The following is an 18,151-nucleotide window of genomic DNA, read 5'->3' on the forward strand; positions in this document are numbered from 1 at the left end:
AAGCAGAAAGCAGCAGATTCAGTCGGCGCAGTCCTGCTGTAACAAACGCGCCTGCTGCGCCACGCTGCGCGCCAGCGCGGCCAGGGCCGTTTGCATCTGCTCGCCGTCGAGCACCGCCGACTGCAGCAGTGCGCTCATGCCGGCCTCCGCGCCATGCAAGCCCAGGGTGCGGCAACCGAGGTGCAGCCGTTCAAGCTGCTGGCGCGCCTGGGCCGGCTCGCCGCGGGCCAGCAAGGCGTCGACCTGTTCGCTGGCACCACCGATCTGCCCCTGGAAGCCCGTCAAGTAGGCCAGCAGGCGTTCGCTGTCGATGCCCAGCCGCTGCAAGGTGTCGCGCGGCGCCTCGGCCGGCAAGGCGGAAACGTCGAAGCAGGCGTCGATATGCTGGCGCACCTGCTCCGGCTGGAAGGGCTTGACGATGTAGCCGGCGGCGCCCGCCTGCACGGCGTCGCGCACCGTGTCCTGGTCATTGGCCGACGATACGAGCACCAGCGGCATGGCGTCGAGCGCGCTGTCGGAGCGGATTTTCTGCAGCAGCTCCATGCCGGACAGGCGCGGCATGCGCAAGTCGCAAAAGCACAGCGAAGGACGCAAGCCGCCTTCGAGCTGCTCCCACGCGGCCGCGCCATCCTCGGCTTCCACGATATCGTGCACGCCACAGCTGTCGATCAGGTGCATCAGCACCATGCGCGACACGACATCATCGTCAACCACGAGTACTTTCATTGCTTTCTCCATTGGCGGCAGCGTCAAGGTGCCTGGCCGTATTCTATCCAGTTTCGCCGCGCGCCCGATGGCCGGCATTGCCTATTTTACATTTCCTGGTCCGAAACGGCTATTTGCGCCAACAGTGCGCGCAATTGCGGCAAATGCAGGGCCACCTGCGTCCAGCGCCCGCCATCCGCCGCCTCTTCCATTTCCGTACACAGCATGTGCAGCTGCGTTTCATCGAGATAGGCGGCGCTGCCCTTCAACCCGTGCAGCAAGCGCCCGGCGTTGTCCTTGTCCCGCGCCGCCAGGGCGTCGTCGAGTTCGCGCAAGCGGCCCTCCAGGTCGGCGACGAAGGCGACGCGGATGCGCCGTTGCAGCTCGCCGCTGCGGATGGACTGGGAAGGCGCCGGAACAGGAACTGCCGGCGCGATGCCGAACAGGGCGTCGAGTTCGGCCTGCCCCCGCGCCGCGCCGCGCGGTGCGTTCGACGGCATGCGCGGCAACATGAAACCGCGCTGCAGCTGGCGCTCGATGGCGCGCGCCAGCAAGCCATGCAGCGCCGCCTCGTCCACCGGTTTGCTGAGGAAATCATCCATGCCGACGCCAAGATAGCGGCTGCGGTCTTCTTCGCTGGCGTTCGCCGTCAGGGCCACGATCATCAATTCCTGGTCGCGCACGGGCTGGTCCGGCCAGCCGCCCACGCGGATCAATCGCGTCGCCGTGGCGCCGTCCATCTCCGGCATGCGCCCGTCCATCAGGATCAGGTCATAGCGCGTATGCACGCAGGCCGCCACCGCCAGCACGCCATTGGCGACCACGTCGACCCGGTGTCCCAGTTCCTCGAGCATGACGCGGATGATGATCTGGTTGGTGGGGAAGTCTTCCGCGCACAGCACGCGCAACTGGTGGCTGTGCGGCGCCAGCGCCACCTGCGGCACCAGCGGCGGCGCCACGCCATCGGCCAGCGGCAAGGTGAAGGCAAACGTGCTGCCCTGCCCCGGCGTGCTGGCCACTTCGATCTCGCCCTCCATCAGTTCGACCAGCTGGCGGCAGATCGCCAGGCCCAGCCCGGTGCCGCCGTAGCGCCGCGTGGTGCTGGCGTCGGCCTGCTCGAACTTCTGGAACAGGCGCGCCATCGCATCGGCATCGATGCCGATGCCGCTGTCGCTGACGCTAAAGCGGATCAGGTTGACCTTGCGCCCGCCGCTGCCGCTGGCCACGCCGGCGCGCTCGACGCAGACGCTGACGCCGCCGCGCTGGGTGAACTTGAAGGCATTGCCGACCAGGTTGACCAGCACCTGGCGCAAACGGGTCGGGTCGCCCACGACGAAGGGCGGCAGGTCGGGCGCGAAATCGATGGAAAAGCCGATGCTGCGCGCGGCCGCCTGTTCCTCGAACAGGGTGACGACCGTCTCGATGGCCGCGCCAAGCGCGAAGTCGATGTTTTCGATACTCAGCTTGCCCGCCTCGATCTTGGAAAAGTCGAGCAAGTCATTGATGATCACCAGCAGCGACTGAGCATTGGCCTGGCCGCGCAGGATCTGTTCGCGCGTGGCGTCGTGTAGCTGCTCGTCGCGCAGGGCAAAGCCCAGCATGCCGATCACGCCGGCCAGCGGCGTGCGCATCTCGTGGCTCATATTGGCTAGGAATTCCGACTTCTGGCGCGTCGCATCCTCGGCCTTGCGCTTGGCCTGCCGCAGGCTTTCCTCGTTTTTCGTCAGGCTGCTGTTCACTTGCGCCAGCTTTTCCGACTGGGCCAGCACTTCGATCTCCTTGCTCTGCAACTCGGCCGTGCGTTCGCTGACCTGCTTTTCCAGTTCATTCTGCTGATGCCGCAGCGCCCGCACGCGCTGGCGGTAGGCGCCATACACGGCGCCCAGCAGCAGCGCCGCCATCAGGGTGCGGAACCACCAGGTTTTCCAGAACGGCGGCAAGATCGTGATGGCCAGGGTGGTGCCGCTCTCGTTCCACACGCCGTCCTTGTTGGCCGCCTTGACGCGAAACACGTAGTTGCCCGCATCGAGGTTGGTGTAGGTGGCAAAGCGCCGCCCCGCATCCGTCATGACCCAGTCCTGGTCGAAGCCTTCGAGCCGGTAGGCGAACATGTTGCGCTGGGGCGCGGCGAAATGCAGGGCCGCGAATTCCAGCGAAAAGACGCTTTCGCGGCTGGTCAGCACCAGCTTGCGCGTGTGGTCGATGGCCGTCTTGAGCACGTGCGCAAACTCGCCGCGGCCGATACCCACGGGCTTGTTGAAGATCTGCAGCTCCGTGACGGCCACCAGCGGCGGCACGCGGTTGTCGTGGATATCCTGCGGCATGAACGCCGTCATGCCGTTGAAGCCGCCGAAATACATGGTGCCGTCCGATGAGCGCAGGGCCGCGCCATCGAAATACGAGCCTTCCACCGTGCCGTCGGCGCTGTCGTAGTTGCGAAACAGGCCGCTGCGCATGTCGAGCCGCGTGATGCCGCTATTTGTGCTCAGCCACAGCTGCTCGTTGTCGTCGCCGAGGATGCTGGCGACGGCGTCGTCAGCCATGCCATCCTTGCGCAGGAAACGGCGGAAGCGGATCTCCCCCTTGGCGTCGACATCCATGCGGTTCAAGCCATTGGCCGTGCCCACCCACAGCACGCCGCGCTTGTCCTCGTGCAGGAAATGCACTTCGTCGTGGCTCAGGCTCTGCGGGTTTTGCGGATCGTGGCGGAAATGCCGGAAGCGGCCGCTGGCGCGGTCCAGCAAGTCCAGGCCGTGGAAGGAACCTATCCACAGCCGCCCCTTGCCGTCTTCCAGCACAGGCCGCACCATGTTGTCGGACAGGCTGTTCGGGTCGGCCGGATCGTGGCGGTAGGTGGTAAAACGCTTGCTGGCGGGATCGAAACGGTGCACGCCGCCCCGCGTCGAGACCCACAGCATGCCGCTGCGGTCGCTCGCGATATTGCGGATGGTGTCGCTGTTCGGGTCGCCGGCGGCAAAGCGCATGGTAAAGAAGCGTTCCAAGGCCGGATCGAAGCGGTGCAAGCCCGTCGAACCGCCCACCCACAGCACGCCGTCCGGCGCCTTGTACAGGGTCGTGACCTGCTCGTCGCGCGACATGCCGGGCGCGCTGCGCAGGTCGAACAGGCGCGAGCTGCCGTCGCGCGTGTCGTACAGTTTCAGGCCGCCCTTGGTGGCCAGCCACAGCTTGCCATTGCCCGCGTCGGCCACGGCGCGCACTTTCTTGTCGGCCAGCGCGCCCACGTCGCCGGGCGCGCGCGCCATGCGCGAAAAGCCGCCGCTGCCCAGGTCGACCCGGCTCACGCCGTTGTACCAGGAGCCGACCCAGAAGGTGCCGGCGCGGTCGCGGTACAAGGATGACAGCTGGTTGTCGGCGACGCTGAACTTGTCGCCCGTCTGGTGGCGATATTGCAGAAAGGTGTCGCTTTCGGGCAGCCAGCGGAACAGGCCATCGGCATTGCTGCCCAGCCAGACGGTGGCGTCGACATCCTGGTACAGGCTGGCAACGCGGATGGCGGAAAAGCCATGTTTCTCGCCGAAGCGCACTCTCGATTGCGGCGGCTGGCCGGCGGCGCCCAGACGCCAGCGCTCGGCGCCGGCCATGGTGCCTATCCACAGGTTCTGCTGGCGGTCGATCAGCAGTGACTGGATCACGTTGTACTTCGAGCCGGGCGTCGCATCGACGGCGAAATGCTCGAAGCGCTCGCTGCCCGGCGCCAGCATGTCCAGGCCCGTTACCGTGCCGATCCACAGGCGCTGCCGCGCGTCCAGCGCCAGCGCCTTGATTTCATTGTCGCCCAGGCTGTGCGGGTTGCCTTCTTCATGGTGCCAGGTGCGGAAGTGGCCCGTGGCGGGATCGAAATGCTGCAAGCCGTCCGAGGTGGCGATCCAGAAGCCGCGCGCGCCATCGTCGAGAATGGCGTGGATATGCCGGTTGCCGTTGCCGCGCTTGCTCTTTTCCGCGGGGCCGTAATGGATGAAGGTCTGGCTGGCGGCGTCGAAGCGGTCCAGGCCATTGTCCGTGCCCACCCACAGCTGGCCCTGGCTATCGACGTGCAGTTCGCCGACCCAGTTGTCGGCCAGGCTGGTCTTGTCGCCTTCGATATTCTTGTAGACGACCATGCGGTAGCCGTCGTAGCGGCTCAGGCCGGACTGGCTGCCGAACCACATATAGCCTTGCCGGTCCTGGGCGATGGCCAGCACCGATTCCTGCGCCAGGCCCTGGTCGACGCTGAGCTGGTCGAAACGCAGGGTGGGCGCAGGCCCCGCCATCGCCCGGCCGCCCATCAGCAGAATTAATAGTAAGGCAACATCGAAAACACGTCGAAATACCAGCACAATCGTCCTGTCAAAAAAAACGCGAAAAACCCGCACGCCGCTCCAAGGGCCGTCTCAAGAACCAAAAAACGCCAGTACATCGTCCTTGCGGGCCTGCGTATCGCGCTGTCCAAGACGGATCAGCTCGTTAGTATACGTCGATTCGAACAATAAATACGATGCCAGCGCCGCCCCGCGCGCTTCGGCCGCGCCGATGCCCGACAACATGGTGCGGATGGGACGGGGCAAACTGCCGATATGCCGGCTGGCGATGGCGTCGAGCCGCTCGGACGGCGCGATGACCAGCAATTCCACGGGGCGCAAGGCTGTCTTGCCCAGCAGTTCGGGCGGCAGCATGGACAGGGTCAGGTTGATGCGGTTCAGGCGCTCGATGTCGACGGCCAGGCCGTCGAGGAAGATCGACGACAGCGCGTGGCCGGCGATCTGCGCCAGACTCGGGTAGCGCGCCGCTTCGGACGCGGCGGGCGCCGGTTCCGTCATGCGCCCCGCGCCCACCACCAGCACCTTGTTCGCGCCCAGGTGGATGGCCGGCGAGATCGGCGCCAGCTGGCGCATGGAACCGTCGCCGCAGTATTCGCGCTGGCCGCCCACGTACAGGGGCACGGCGGGGAAGATGAAGGGGATGGCGGCCGAGGCCAGCAAGTGCTCCACGCCGATCTGGTCCGGCAGGGCCAGGCGCTGCGTGCGCACCCAGGGCGCGATGTCCTCGGCCGTCTGGTAAAACGTCATGTGCCGGCTGCCCGAATACGACGACGCCGTCACGGCCAGCGCATGCAGCAGGCCGTCGGCCAGGGCCGCGTCCAGGCGCGGCAGGTCGAGCATGCGGTGCAGCAGGCTGACCAGCGGGGTATTGTCGAGCAGGGAACTGGGCGGCGACGCATGCCACTGGCGCAGCAGCCAGCCAAACGACAGCAGGGACAGCCAGCGCGCGCCCGAACGGATCACGCCCAGCGAATCGGCCCGGTAGACTTGCTCGACTTCGATGTGCTGCCACACGTCGAGCAGCTTTTGCACGCCTTCGCCGAAATTATCTGCGCGGCAGGCCAGCGCCGTGGCGTTGATTGCGCCGGCCGAGGTGCCGCAGATGATGTCGAACGGATTGCGCGCCGGCGCCCAGCCCGCTTCCCACAGAATCGCCGAAATCGCTTGCAGCACGCCCACCTGATAGGCGGCACGGGCGCCTCCTCCCGTGAGTATCAAGCCTGTTTTATTTTGCATTCCCATGCCGGCAGATTAGCAGGGTCTTGGTGCTTTGTGGAAAAGTTTAGTCTCCTCGCACCATGCCTTCGCGTCTTGGATCCGCGCCCCCAAACCAGAAATCCTTGCCATGCGCATTCAGGCGCATGATGCCCTGCAAGCCCGAGTTCTGTTCGATCACGCGCACCTCGTGGCCCATCGCCTGCAGCGCCTCGACCTGGGCGGCCGGCGCGCGGCCCTTTTCCAGTTCCGTCGGGCCGTTGCGGCTGCCGAAGTTCGGCAGGCTGATCGCCTGCTGCACGTTCAAGCCCCAGTCCATGGTGCCGACGAGGACCTTGGCGACATAATTGATGATGGACGAGCCGCCGGGCGAACCCGTGGCCAGCACCAGCTTGTGCGTGCCCTTCTCGAACACGAGGGTGGGCGACATGGCGCTGCGCGGACGCTTGCCCGCTTCGACCCGGTTGGCGATCGGGCCGTCCGCATCGCGCGAATCGAACGAGAAATCCGTCAGCTGGTTATTCAGCAGGAAGCCGTCGACCATCTGGCGCGAGCCGAACGCGTCTTCCACGCTGGTGGTCATCGACAGACCGGCACCAAAAGCGTCGACGGCCACCAGGTGCGACGTCGACGGGCGCTGCAAGGCGTTGTCCATGCCCCACGCCACCTGCATGCCGGGCGGCGTACCTGGCAAGGCGCGGCCCATGGATTTTTCGCCGATCAGGGAAGCGCGCTGCGCCAGATAGGTTTTATCGAGCATCGCGGCGACGCCATTCCCAGGCAGCGGCACGAAGTCCGTGTCGGCCACGTAGCGGTTGCGGTCCGCGTAGGCCAGGCGCCCCGCCTCCGAGAACAGGTGGATCGCTTGCGCATCGAGCACGCCGTCGACGGGCGCATACGGACGGATATCCTTCACTTCCAGGATGCCCAGCATCTGCGCGATGGCGATGCCGCCCGACGACGGAGGCGGCATGCCGCACACGGTCCAGGCCTTGTAATCGCTGCAGACGGGCTCGCGCACCTTGGCCTTGTAGCCGGCGATGTCGGTCGCCGTCAGCTTGCCCGGATTGGTCGGATGCGACGCCACCTTGGCGGCGATGTCGCGCGCGATGCGGCCGTTGTAAAAGGCGTCGGCGCCGCCACGGGCGATCTCGCGCAGGGTGCGCGCCAGTTCCGGATTCTTCAGCACGTGGCCGACGGGCCAGGCCTTGCCCTCTTTGTCATAGAAATACGCGGCGGCGACAGGGTCGCGCTTCAAGGCCTGATCCCAGTTCAGCAAACCATTGAGGCGCTGGCTGACGGGAAAGCCGCCGTGCGCCAGCTTGATGGCGGGGCCGAACAGGGTCGCCCACGGCAGCTTGCCGTGTTCCTTGTGCGCCAGTTCCAGCATGCGCAGCACGCCCGGCGCGCCCACGGAACGCCCGCCCACCACGCCCGTGGCGCGCGAGACGGGACTGCCGTCCGGATTCTGGAACAGGTGCTCATCGGCGGCGGCCGGCGCCGTTTCGCGCCCGTCGAATGCCTGCACGCCCTTGGTCGTGGAGTACAGCAGGAATGCGCCGCCGCCGATGCCCGACGATTGCGGCTCGACGAGGGTCAGTACCAGCTGCGTGGCGATGGCTGCGTCAATGGCGCTGCCGCCCTTTTTCAGCATCTGGTAGCCGGCATCGGCAGCCAGCGGATTGGCGGCGGCGACCATGAATTTCTGCGCAGCCCAACCCGATTTTTCCGCATACGCGGTGGCGACTTCCGGCGCCTTTTGCGGCGCCTCGGCAAATACGGGACTGGCAGCGAGTGCTCCCAGCAAGGTCAGGCTCAGCGCCAGCGGCTTCAATGTGATCATGCTTACTCCGGTAAAGATACCCGGGTATGCTACCTCAAATGCCGGCCACGGCGCTGCACCCTGGCCGAGGGCTTACTTCGGCTGCATGCGAATGGCGCCGTCCAGGCGGATCGTCTCGCCATTGAGCATGACGTTTTCCACGATGGCTTTCACCAGCTGCGCGTATTCGCCAGGCTTGCCCAGGCGCGATGGGAACGGCACCATCTTGCCCAGCGCATCCTGCACTTCGGCCGGCATGCCCAGCAACATCGGCGTTTCGAAAATACCGGGCGCCACCGTCATCACGCGGATGCCGTTGCGCGACAGGTCGCGCGCCATCGGCAGGGTCAATCCCACGACGGCCGCCTTCGACGACGCGTAAGCCGCCTGGCCGATCTGGCCGTCGTAGGCCGCCACGGACGCCGTGTTGATGATGACGCCGCGCTCGCCCTCAGCGGTGGCATCCTGCCTGGCCATGGCGTCGGCCGCCAGGCGGCACATATTGAAGGTGCCCACCAGGTTGATGTTGACGACCTTCTGGAACAGGGCCAGCGGATGCGGGCCGTCCTTGCCCACGGTTTTCACGGCGGGCGCCACGCCGGCGCAGTTGACGAGGCCGCGCAAGGTGCCGAGCTTGGTCGCTGCCGCCACCACGGCCATGCCGTCTTCTTCCGACGTCACGTCGCACTGCACGAACACGCCATTCAGTTCCGCGGCCAGCGCCTGGCCCGCCTCCGTCTGCACGTCGGCCAGCACGACCTTGCCGCCCGCCGCCGTCAGCATGCGCGCCGTGGCCGCGCCCAAGCCCGATGCGCCGCCCGTGATGATGAATACATTGTCTTGAATCTGCATGAAATCTCCTGAGTGATAAGGGCCGTGTTCCCGGCGCCTGATGGTTACATGGTGCCATAGTTACGTTTACGTAAACGTAATGTCGGCGACAATTGTAGCCATTTTTGAGCGCACCGCGCGAAAACTTGCAGGGCCAGCCTATGGCAGAGCTAAAAACACTGGATGAAAGCGCCATTGCGGTGGCAGATGCGCCCGTTGGCGTCGAGCGTGGCGTTGCCCGCGCCGTTGTAGCGCACGCCGGCAGCATCGCGGCAACCGCCCGTGTCGCAGGCGCCGATGGGCTGCGGCGCACGGGGCATGGGCACGGCCGGGCTGGGCGGCAGGGGCGCCATGGGTACGACGGGAGGCGCAGGCTGGGCCGGCATGCGGCCGATCACCTGCGTCACGGAACGGCGCGGCTGCACGGGCGGCGCCGGGCGGCATGGTTCCTCCAGCAGCTTGCCGCTGTCACGCGGGTCGAGCTGGCATACGGGCAAAGGTTCAGGCAAGGATTCGGCGGGCGCCGGCGGCTCCTGCGACCAAGCATGGCCGCCAGCGAGCAACACGGCGCAGGCTAGTCCCGGTATCGCTTTTTTCATCGTCTTCATGCCGCCTCTCCAAGCATCGATCTCATGGCGTTCATTATTGGCACACGCCGTGACAGATGCCAGCGCGCGTAACAATTTCTCACGCTTGTAGCTGCCGTGCACATGCTGCAACGGTGTTTTATTTCCTTTCAGCACTTTCCTTCTTGCCAGGATAGCATTACAATAAGAACGATTCTTATTCTCATTGGCAGAATGGGAGCGCAGTTTATTGCATTTTCAATCATTCATACCCGAGCCACCCGGAAGGCAGCCAGGAAAAAACAACATCCGGAAAGTTCACCATGACCAAGCGCAGTCCCGCCTTCGCAACCCTTGCAGCCCCCGCCGCCACTCCCGCCCGCTCCCGCCATTGCGCCGCCCTGCTCCTGCCCTGCCTGCTGTCCTTGGCCGTCAGCAGCGCCTGGGCCGAAGGCAATGTAGCCGCCGACCCGACCATGAACACGGTGGTGGTCACCGCGTCCGGCACGGCCATCGACATCAAGGATGCGCCGGCCAGCATCAGCGTCATCACGCGCGAGGAAATCGAGCGCCAGCCCGTATATGACCTCAATACCCTGCTGCGCCGCATCCCCGGCGTGACGGGCGGCACCAGCCCCGTGGGCGAAGAGTCGAAGATCAAGCTGCGCGGCCTGCCCGACAAATACACCTTGATCCTCGTCGACGGCAAGCGCGTGGGCAGCTCGGCCGACACGGCTTACCGTCCCGACCTGGGCCGCCAGGACTTGAACTGGATTTCGCCCGACATGATCGAACGCATCGAAGTGGTACGCGGACCCATGTCCTCGCTGTATGGTTCGGATGCCATGGGCGGCGTGATCAACATCATCACGCGCAAGGTGCCGGGCAAGTGGAACGGTTCGGCCACGGCCAACTACACGCAGCCGCAAGACAGCGGCCGCGGCACGGCGCACCAGCTGGGCGTGAACCTGGCAGGTCCCCTGTCGGACACGGTCGGCATGCGCCTGGGCATGGGCCAGACGCGCCAGAATCCCGATGAAAAAGCCATCGGCAAATCGGGCGGCATCGGCGGCGAACGCAACCAGACTGTCACGGGCCAGCTGAGCTGGGCGCTGGACAAGAAGCAGAACCTGACGCTGGACGCCAGCTACGGCAAGCAGCAATCGACGGATTCGACCACGCTCGACGCGGACGGCTACCCGCTGTTCGGCGCCTGGGGCGCGAGCAAGCTGATACGCAAGAGCGCCAGCATCGGCTATGAAGGCCGCTGGGACTTCGGCAAGGCCATGGTCAACCTGTACCACAACGATTTCGACAACGAAGTCGTCGGCACGGTGGCCAAATCCAAGGACAGCACCCTCGACGCCAGCCTGGAAAAACGGGTCGGCTGGGGCGGCATCGAGCAAATGCTGGTGATGGGCGGCCAGTGGAAACACCAGGAACTGACGAACACGGATACCATCGGCACCATCCCCACCGATTACCTGGGCAACCCCGTCAGCGGCGCCACCCTGTCCGGCACCACCTCGGCCCTGTTCGCGGAAGACCAGCTGTTCCTGCGCGACAACCTGACAGCCACGGCCGGCCTGCGCCTCGACCACCACAGCAAGTTCGGCAACCACTACAGTCCGCGCCTGTACCTGGTGTACCACCCTGCCCCCGCCTGGACCATCAAGGGCGGCGTGTCGCAAGGCTTCCGCGCCCCGAGCCTGAAGGAAAACTCGCCGGCGGCGGCCACGCAGTCGGGTGGACGCGGTTGCGGCAGCCTGAAACCCCTGGGCTACATCACGGGCGGCTGCTACATGGCCGGCAATGCGGACTTGAAGCCAGAAACGAGCACGGCCGGCGAGATTGGCGTGGCGTGGGAACAAAATGGCTGGGACGTGGGCGTGACGTACTTCCACACGGATTTCAAGAACAAGATCGACTACGCGCCGCTGGGCTTTTACCAGAAGCAGTGGTGGACCAAGATGACGAATATCCAGAAAGCGCGCACCAGCGGCGTGGAAGCGACGGCCACCGTCCCGCTGACGAAAAACCTGAACTGGCGTAACAACGTGACCTACATGGCGGAAGCGAAGAACTTGACGACGGGCGCCAACCTGCTGTCGACGCCGAAGCTGTCGTGGTACTCGGCGCTGGGCTGGCAAGTCAACGACCAGCTGTTCGGCGAAGTATCGGCCCAGTACACGGGCAAGGAACTCGATGCCGGCCAGGCTGCCAACAAGGCCTACACCATCGTCGACACGGTCGTGTCGTACAAGGTCACGCCCCAGTGGACCGTGCGCGGCGGCGTGGAAAACCTGTTCAAGAAAGGCCCTCTGGCCGATGGACTGGTCGACTATTATGTGCCGGGACGGCGCATGTTCGTCGGTTTGACATCGCGCTTCTAATAGCGGGGCGGCGGCGTATCGGGCGGCGGCGTGGCGGCATTGGCCGGCACGCTGCCCAGCATCTGCCCGGCCACGGGCACCTTGTGGCCGCTCGCGTACATGCATTGCTGGTAGGTGTAGTCATAGCGGCGCTGCATGCCATACGCGGAACTGTCGGCCGCGCCCGTGCCGGCCAGCGCGCCAAAGACCAGACCCGTGCCGGCACCCACGCCGGCGCCATGGCCGCCATCGATGGCGGCGCCAGCCACCGCGCCCAGCAAGGTGCCCAGGGCCGCACTGCGCACGCCGCTGTCGGCTGCGGCCTGCTGGGCCGAACTGCCGCCCAGCTGCGCCTGCGCATAACCGCGGCAACTGGCGTCATCGCCCTGGAATTGCGCGAAACTCTTGCCCGTGCCGGGCAACACCATGGCCGATGGCCCTTGCGGCATCACCGTGCATGCCGCCAGCACAAGGGGCGCCAGTACGCTCCCACACACTGCGCCTGTTTTCCCGTTCATGTCGCACCTCGCCTTCAGCGCACACTGCCCGGCGCCACAGCGCGCCACGGCAGCGTGCAACTTGTCACGTAGGGATAATAGCCTTGCGGCTGACGGCAGTAGTACCACATCGGCGCCGTCGGCACCCCGCCCTGCTCGACATACATGGGCGGCGCGACGGGCAGCGGCTGCACCACGACCGTGCGTCCGTACGGATGGCGGTACCACGGGTCGCCGTACCAGCCCGGCCCGTAGCCCCAGCTCGAATCCAGCCACACCCCCACATGCGAGCGGCCATGGAAATGGCCGTGCCCGTGATGGCCATGGTGGCCGTGAAAGCCGTGTCCACCGTGCCGGCCATGTCCGCCGGGATCGGCCCAGGCGCTGCCGGCCAGCGCCAGCCCCACCGCCACGGCCAGCCCCCGCATCAGCCAGCGCCGTTTGTTCTCCTTGTCCATGATGCCTCCTGCTGCCTGAAGTGACTTCCTTCATTATTGGCAGGCGGCTGGCGCAGGCAAGGCGCTGTAACATTTGCTCACTTTTGATACGCGCAAGATATGGAAGCCAGGAAATTTTGACAGCCCCAACGTCAAACAGCCCCGTGACAGGGCTGTTTGACGTGAAACGGAGGGTTTATTGCGCCGGCAAGCTTTGCACGGGTGTGGCCGGCGCCAGGATGGGCGGCACGGGCGCGTGGATCGGTGCCGGAGCCTTGACCGCCAGCCAGCCCGTGGCCGGCAGCAACGGCACCAGCAGCAGGGCCACGATATTGATGATCTTGATCAAGGGGTTCACTGCCGGACCGGCCGTGTCCTTGTACGGGTCGCCCACCGTGTCGCCCGTGACGGCCGCCTTGTGCGCATCGGACCCCTTGCCGCCGAAGTGACCATCCTCGATGTATTTCTTCGCATTGTCCCAGGCGCCGCCGCCCGTGGTCATGGAGATGGCCACGAACAGGCCCGTGACGATGGTCCCCATCAGCAGGCCGCCCAGGGCCGCTGGCCCCAGCAGCATGCCCACGACGATGGGCACCACCACGGGTAACAGCGAGGGCACGATCATTTCACGGATGGCCGACGCCGTCAGCATGTCGACGGCCTTGTCGTATTCGGGCCGCGCCGTGCCTTCCATGATGCCCTTGATGTCGCGGAACTGCCGGCGCACCTCGACCACCACGGCGCCGGCCGCGCGGCCCACGGCTTCCATCGCCATGGCGCCGAACAGGTAGGGAATGAGGCCGCCGATGAACAGGCCCACGATGACCATGGGGTTCGACAGATCGAAGGTGATGTGCTGGCCCACGGATTCGAGCGCATGCGTGTAGTCGGCAAACAGCACCAGTGCGGCCAAGCCGGCAGAGCCGATGGCATAGCCCTTGGTGACGGCCTTGGTCGTGTTGCCAACGGCGTCCAGCGGATCGGTAATGGCGCGCACGGAATCGGGCAAGCCCGACATTTCCGCAATGCCGCCCGCGTTGTCCGTGATGGGACCATACGCGTCGAGCGCGACGATGATGCCCGCCATCGACAGCATCGACGTGGCCGCAATGGCGATGCCGTACAGGCCCGCCAACTGGTACGAGACGAGGATGGCGATGCAGACGGCCAGCACCGGATACGCGGTGGACTTCATCGACACGCCCAGGCCGGCGATGATGTTGGTGCCGTGGCCCGTCGTCGACGCTTCGGCGATGTGGCGCACGGGCTTGAAGTCCGTGCCCGTGTAGTACTCGGTGATGTACACCATCAGCCCCGTGAGGACGATGCCGACGACGGTCGCGCCCAGCATCTTGTAGCGCATCGCGTCATCGGGCCACAGCAGCCACGTGACGACGGCAAAGCCGACCAGCGACAGGCCGGCTGCCCACCACAGGCCCGTGTACAGGGCTGACATGATCTTCTTGCCGGGCGCCGTCTTGACCATCGAGCAGCCGACAATGGAAGCGAGGATGGACACGGCGCCCAGCAGCAGCGGATAGATGATGGCCGTGCTACTCGCCTCGGCCATCAGCAAGGCCCCCAGCAGCATGGTGGCGATCAGCGTCACGACATAGGTCTCGAACAGGTCGGCCGCCATGCCGGCGCAGTCGCCCACGTTGTCGCCCACGTTGTCGGCGATGACGGCCGGGTTGCGCGGATCGTCCTCGGGTATGCCCGCCTCGACCTTGCCCACCAGATCCGCGCCCACGTCGGCGCCCTTGGTGAAGATGCCGCCGCCGAGCCGCGCGAAGATGGAAATGAGCGAAGCGCCGAAGGCCAGGCCGATCAGCGGCTTGATCAAATCATGCTGGGTCAGGCCGGGCGCGCCCGTCGTCACCAGCAGCCAGTAGAACAGGGTCACGCCCAGCAGGCCCAGTCCGACGACCAGCATGCCGGTAATCGCCCCGCCCTTGAAAGCCACGTTCAGCGCCTGGTTGATGCCCAGGGTGGCCGCCTGCGCCGTGCGCACATTGGCCCGCACGGAGACATTCATGCCGATGAAGCCGCAGGCGCCCGACAGCACGGCGCCGATCAAAAAGCCCAGCGCCGTGTGCAGGCCAAGCAGCAGATAGATGGCGATCAGGAGCACCACGCCGACGATGGCGATGGTGCGGTACTGGCGCGCCAGGTAGGCGGCCGCGCCCTGCTGGATGGCCAGCGCGATTTCCTGCATGCGCGCATTGCCGGGATCCTGCCTCAGGATCCAGCTGCGCGACACCAGACCGTAAATGACTGCGACCACGCCGCAGGCTACCGCAAACCACAAACTGGCTGCCATATCGTCCCCTTCTGTTTTTATCCGACGTCATTGCCAACAGCTGCAGACCGCACCGGGTAGGCACGCGCAGCCAGGAAAACACGACCTGCAAAAAAACTGAACCACGAAAACGATACGGCGCCCGCATGAAGCGCGGGCACAAAAAAAGCGGACACTCAGGTCCGCTTTTCAAACACTGCTTATTCCGCCAGGGCGGCAAATGCGCTGTCGCGGATTTGCTCGACCGGACCGACGCCGGCGATGCGGCGGTATTTCGGCGCGCCTGGCAGGCCGGACTTGGCCCAGTCATTGTAGTAACCGAGCAAGACCTTGGTCTGGTTGTGGTACACGTCCAGGCGCTTCTTGACCGTTTCAGCCTTGTCGTCGTCGCGCTGGATCAGCGGCTCGCCCGTGATGTCGTCGATGCCGTCGACCTTGGGCGGATTGAATTTGACGTGGTACACGCGGCCCGAACCCGGGTGGCTGCGGCGGCCATCCATGCGCTCGATGATCGACGCGTCAGGCACGTCGATTTCCAGCACGTAGTCGACATTGATGCCGGCATCTTTCATGGCGTCCGCTTGCGCGATGGTGCGCGGGAAGCCGTCGAACAGGTAGCCATTGGCGCAATCGGCTTCCTGCAGGCGGTTCTTGACCAGGCCGATCATGATGTCGTCCGACACAAGGCCGCCCGCATCCATGACTTTTTTCGCTGCCAGGCCCAGTTCCGTGCCTTCCTTGATCGCCGCGCGCAGCATGTCGCCCGTGGAGATTTGTGGAATATTGTATTTTTCTTTGATGAAGTTAGCTTGGGTGCCCTTGCCGGCACCGGGTGCTCCTAAAAGTATCAGACGCATTGAAAAGTTCCTAAAAAACAGATTTTGGATGGTGGTATGTGTAATTATTTTTAGATGATGTTGCTATGGCTATCTTTCCCTACGAAACTTACCACAAAAAATCCCCGGAACGCCAGTTTGCTGTCGATTTGCTATGCCCTGATTGATCAAAGCCAGCAATTATCGAAGCGGACGTTTCAAAATGTGGTTTTTACTGTAGGCGCGCAAAACTTTATTTGCACGCCTGCCGTTTTGCGGGTAGCGCTTACAGGGCGCCGTAGTGGGCTTGCACCCTGGCAAGATCTTCCGGCGTGTCGACACCGGCGGCCGGTGCCGAGTCCGTGACATGCACAGCGATGGCGTAGCCATGCCACAGCACGCGCAACTGCTCCAGCGCCTCGATCGCTTCCAGCGGCGACGCGGAAAGGCCGGGATAGGTTTGCAGGAACGCATTGCTGTAGGCATACAGGCCGATATGCCGCAGCGGCACGTAGCCGGCTGGCAAGCTGTCTTTCGACTGCGCAAAGCCGTCGCGGTGCCACGGAATCGTCGCGCGCGAGAAATACAAGGCGCGGCCATTTTTATCCAGCACGACCTTGACCACGTTCGGGTTGAACGCATCGGCCACGTCGTGCAGCGGATGGGCGCACGTGGCCATGAGGACGGCGGCGCTGATCTGCGCCGCGCAGGCGGCCAGCAGCGCCGGATCGATCAGGGGTTCGTCGCCCTGCAGGTTGACGACGACGGCGTCCGGCGGCAGCTCGAGCGTGCGCGCCACTTCGGCGATGCGGTCCGTGCCCGACGGATGGTCGCTGCGCGTCATGCACACTTCCACGCCATGCGCGGCGCAGGCGGCGCGAATGGATTCATGGTCGGTGGCGACGATCACGCGCGCGGCGCCCGACAGGGCTGCCTGCTCGGCCACGCGCACCACCATGGGTTTGCCGCCCAGGTCGGCCAGCGGCTTGCCCGGCAGGCGCGTCGAGGCCAGGCGGGCCGGGATGATGACGATGAACGCCATCGTTATTCCACTGCGTCTTGCAGGGTGCGCGCTTCGTCCGCCCACATGATGGGGATGCCATCGCGGATAGGATAGGCGAGGCGGTCGGCGCGGCAAATCAGTTCCTGCGCCTTCTTATCGTGTTCAAGCGGACCCTTGCAAACAGGGCAGACCAGGATATCAAGCAGTCGAGCGTCCACGACATTTCTCCACAATTTGTTGGGCCAGCGCGCTATCGATGCGCGCACTGACGGGGACGACCCACAGTCTCGGGTCGTCTTTGAGATATTCAATTTGCGCACATTTTACTGCATCCTTCTCGGTGATCAAGATCACATCCGTGTCGAGCGCCGCAAATGGCTGGTCGAGAAAGTCGTGATGGTCGGGCAAGGGCAGTTCCACAAAGTCCAATCCGGCGCCGCGCAGCATGGCAAAGAAACGCCGTGGGTTGCCGATGCCGGCCGCCGCCACGATGCGCTGGCCGCTGGCCGCCAGGGTTGCAAGCGCCACGCTTTCGCCGCGGTTCACCATGCGTTCGGCCACGCCGCCGGCCAGCAGCATCTGCACCACCAGCCCGCCCTGCGGCGCGACCCTGGCCACCAGTGCCGGCGCCAGCTCGGGCACATTGATCACCGTCACGTCGCGCCGGCGGCGCGGCGATTCGCGCAAAGGCCCGGCGGGCAGCAGCCAGCCATTGCCCGCGCCGCGGCCGTCGAACAGCACGATTTCCACGTCGCGCTGCAAGGCGTAATGCTGCAAGCCGTCGTCCGTGACCAGTACGTCGACGTCCGGGTGCGCGGCCAGCAGCGCCCTGCCCGCTTGCGCGCGGTCGCGTCCCACCATCACGGGGCAGCCGCCGCGCTGGAAGATCAGCAGCGGCTCGTCGCCCACCTGCTGCGGCGTGGAAGCGGCGGTGACGGCGCGCGGCAGCCGGTCGGCGCTGCCATGGCCGCGCGAAATGACACCAGGGCGCATGCCCGCGTCGCGCAAGGCTTGCACCAGCCAGATCGTCAGCGGCGTCTTGCCCGTGCCGCCGATAAAAATATTGCCGACAACGACGACGGGCACGGGCAGGCGCGCGGATTTGATGATGTTTGCCCGGTACAGGCCGCGCCGCGCGGCGCTCAAGGCGCCAAACAGCAGCGACACGGGCCACAGCGCGCACGCCAGCGGGCCGCGCGTCAGCCAGGCACGGGTCAATGTGGTTTCAAGCTTGACGGGGGAGGATGTAGGCATGGAGGATGACGTAAAA

At 65.3% G+C, this 18,151-nt stretch carries 14 protein-coding genes; 1 reads left to right on the forward strand and 13 read right to left on the reverse strand.

Annotation, left to right across the window (positions count from 1 at the left end; genetic code table 11):
* Positions 1-18: 18 nt before the first annotated feature.
* The 6 genes from GYK42_RS11145 to GYK42_RS11170 all read right to left on the reverse strand — a co-directional run bounded on the left by GYK42_RS11145 (position 19) and on the right by GYK42_RS11170 (position 9,500).
* Positions 19-726 carry a response regulator gene (locus tag GYK42_RS11145; protein ID WP_046682629.1) on the reverse strand — a complete coding sequence of 236 codons (708 nt, stop codon included), beginning with the start codon at positions 724-726 and terminating at the stop codon, positions 19-21.
* An 86-nt stretch (positions 727-812) separates the two neighbouring features.
* Entirely contained in the window at positions 813-4,976 is a 4,164-nt protein-coding gene (locus GYK42_RS11150; RefSeq protein WP_240943556.1) for a hybrid sensor histidine kinase/response regulator, read from the reverse strand.
* A 120-nt stretch (positions 4,977-5,096) separates the two neighbouring features.
* On the reverse strand, positions 5,097-6,266 hold the full coding sequence (locus GYK42_RS11155; protein ID WP_034751717.1) for a patatin-like phospholipase family protein: 1,170 nt from the start codon (positions 6,264-6,266) through the stop codon (positions 5,097-5,099).
* Positions 6,267-6,306: 40 nt separating this feature from the next.
* On the reverse strand, positions 6,307-8,082 hold the full coding sequence (gene ggt / locus GYK42_RS11160) for a gamma-glutamyltransferase (RefSeq protein WP_166447572.1): 1,776 nt from the start codon (positions 8,080-8,082) through the stop codon (positions 6,307-6,309).
* A 72-nt stretch (positions 8,083-8,154) separates the two neighbouring features.
* On the reverse strand, positions 8,155-8,913 hold the full coding sequence (locus GYK42_RS11165; protein WP_166447573.1) for a 3-hydroxyacyl-CoA dehydrogenase: 759 nt from the start codon (positions 8,911-8,913) through the stop codon (positions 8,155-8,157).
* Between the two features lie 149 nt (positions 8,914-9,062).
* On the reverse strand, positions 9,063-9,500 hold the full coding sequence (locus GYK42_RS11170) for a hypothetical protein (protein WP_166447574.1): 438 nt from the start codon (positions 9,498-9,500) through the stop codon (positions 9,063-9,065).
* A gap of 281 nt (positions 9,501-9,781) precedes the next feature.
* Between GYK42_RS11170 and GYK42_RS11175 the strand changes: the two genes are divergently transcribed.
* Complete coding sequence (locus tag GYK42_RS11175; protein WP_166447575.1) at positions 9,782-11,851, forward strand: TonB-dependent receptor domain-containing protein; 2,070 nt, start codon at positions 9,782-9,784, stop codon at positions 11,849-11,851.
* Here the strand turns inward: GYK42_RS11175 and GYK42_RS11180 are convergent.
* The 7 genes from GYK42_RS11180 to lpxK form a co-directional block, all read right to left on the reverse strand.
* Positions 11,848-12,348 carry a glycine zipper family protein gene (locus tag GYK42_RS11180; protein ID WP_166447576.1) on the reverse strand — a complete coding sequence of 167 codons (501 nt, stop codon included), beginning with the start codon at positions 12,346-12,348 and terminating at the stop codon, positions 11,848-11,850. The two genes, GYK42_RS11175 and GYK42_RS11180, sit on opposite strands and share 4 nt — an antisense overlap.
* Positions 12,349-12,362: 14 nt before the next feature.
* Positions 12,363-12,785, reverse strand: coding sequence for a hypothetical protein (locus GYK42_RS11185; protein ID WP_205711360.1), 423 nt, complete (start codon positions 12,783-12,785; stop codon positions 12,363-12,365).
* Between the two features lie 175 nt (positions 12,786-12,960).
* Positions 12,961-15,084 carry a sodium-translocating pyrophosphatase gene (locus GYK42_RS11190; protein ID WP_166447577.1) on the reverse strand — a complete coding sequence of 708 codons (2,124 nt, stop codon included), beginning with the start codon at positions 15,082-15,084 and terminating at the stop codon, positions 12,961-12,963.
* 179 nt (positions 15,085-15,263) lie between these two features.
* A complete protein-coding gene (adk, locus tag GYK42_RS11195) occupies positions 15,264-15,920 on the reverse strand; it encodes an adenylate kinase (RefSeq protein ID WP_034782090.1) in 657 nt (218 codons plus the stop codon).
* Between the two features lie 244 nt (positions 15,921-16,164).
* Positions 16,165-16,920 carry a 3-deoxy-manno-octulosonate cytidylyltransferase gene (gene kdsB, locus GYK42_RS11200; protein WP_166447578.1) on the reverse strand — a complete coding sequence of 252 codons (756 nt, stop codon included), beginning with the start codon at positions 16,918-16,920 and terminating at the stop codon, positions 16,165-16,167.
* Positions 16,921-16,922: 2 nt separating this feature from the next.
* Positions 16,923-17,099: a Trm112 family protein gene (locus tag GYK42_RS11205; protein WP_010395789.1), complete on the reverse strand. Its 177-nt coding sequence runs from the start codon at positions 17,097-17,099 to the stop codon at positions 16,923-16,925.
* Entirely contained in the window at positions 17,080-18,135 is a 1,056-nt protein-coding gene (gene lpxK / locus GYK42_RS11210) for a tetraacyldisaccharide 4'-kinase (RefSeq protein WP_166447579.1), read from the reverse strand. The genes GYK42_RS11205 and lpxK overlap by 20 nt, the downstream gene beginning before the upstream one ends.
* Positions 18,136-18,151 lie beyond the last annotated feature (16 nt).

This window comes from Janthinobacterium lividum (assembly GCF_011601275.1).
In the GTDB taxonomy this organism is placed as follows: domain Bacteria; phylum Pseudomonadota; class Gammaproteobacteria; order Burkholderiales; family Burkholderiaceae_D; genus Janthinobacterium; species Janthinobacterium lividum_E.

Coding starts and splice junctions, on each gene's coding strand:
- GYK42_RS11190 (WP_166447577.1), bottom strand. CDS start 15,084: ATGGCAGCCAGTTTGTGGTTTGCGGTAGCCTGCGGCGTGGTCGCAGTC.
- ggt (WP_166447572.1), bottom strand. CDS start 8,082: ATGATCACATTGAAGCCGCTGGCGCTGAGCCTGACCTTGCTGGGAGCA.
- GYK42_RS11155 (WP_034751717.1), bottom strand. CDS start 6,266: ATGGGAATGCAAAATAAAACAGGCTTGATACTCACGGGAGGAGGCGCC.
- GYK42_RS11170 (WP_166447574.1), bottom strand. CDS start 9,500: ATGAAGACGATGAAAAAAGCGATACCGGGACTAGCCTGCGCCGTGTTG.
- kdsB (WP_166447578.1), bottom strand. CDS start 16,920: ATGGCGTTCATCGTCATCATCCCGGCCCGCCTGGCCTCGACGCGCCTG.
- GYK42_RS11165 (WP_166447573.1), bottom strand. CDS start 8,913: ATGCAGATTCAAGACAATGTATTCATCATCACGGGCGGCGCATCGGGC.
- GYK42_RS11175 (WP_166447575.1), top strand. CDS start 9,782: ATGACCAAGCGCAGTCCCGCCTTCGCAACCCTTGCAGCCCCCGCCGCC.
- adk (WP_034782090.1), bottom strand. CDS start 15,920: ATGCGTCTGATACTTTTAGGAGCACCCGGTGCCGGCAAGGGCACCCAA.
- GYK42_RS11180 (WP_166447576.1), bottom strand. CDS start 12,348: ATGAACGGGAAAACAGGCGCAGTGTGTGGGAGCGTACTGGCGCCCCTT.
- GYK42_RS11145 (WP_046682629.1), bottom strand. CDS start 726: ATGAAAGTACTCGTGGTTGACGATGATGTCGTGTCGCGCATGGTGCTG.
- GYK42_RS11185 (WP_205711360.1), bottom strand. CDS start 12,785: ATGGACAAGGAGAACAAACGGCGCTGGCTGATGCGGGGGCTGGCCGTG.
- lpxK (WP_166447579.1), bottom strand. CDS start 18,135: ATGCCTACATCCTCCCCCGTCAAGCTTGAAACCACATTGACCCGTGCC.
- GYK42_RS11150 (WP_240943556.1), bottom strand. CDS start 4,976: ATGGCGGGGCCTGCGCCCACCCTGCGTTTCGACCAGCTCAGCGTCGAC.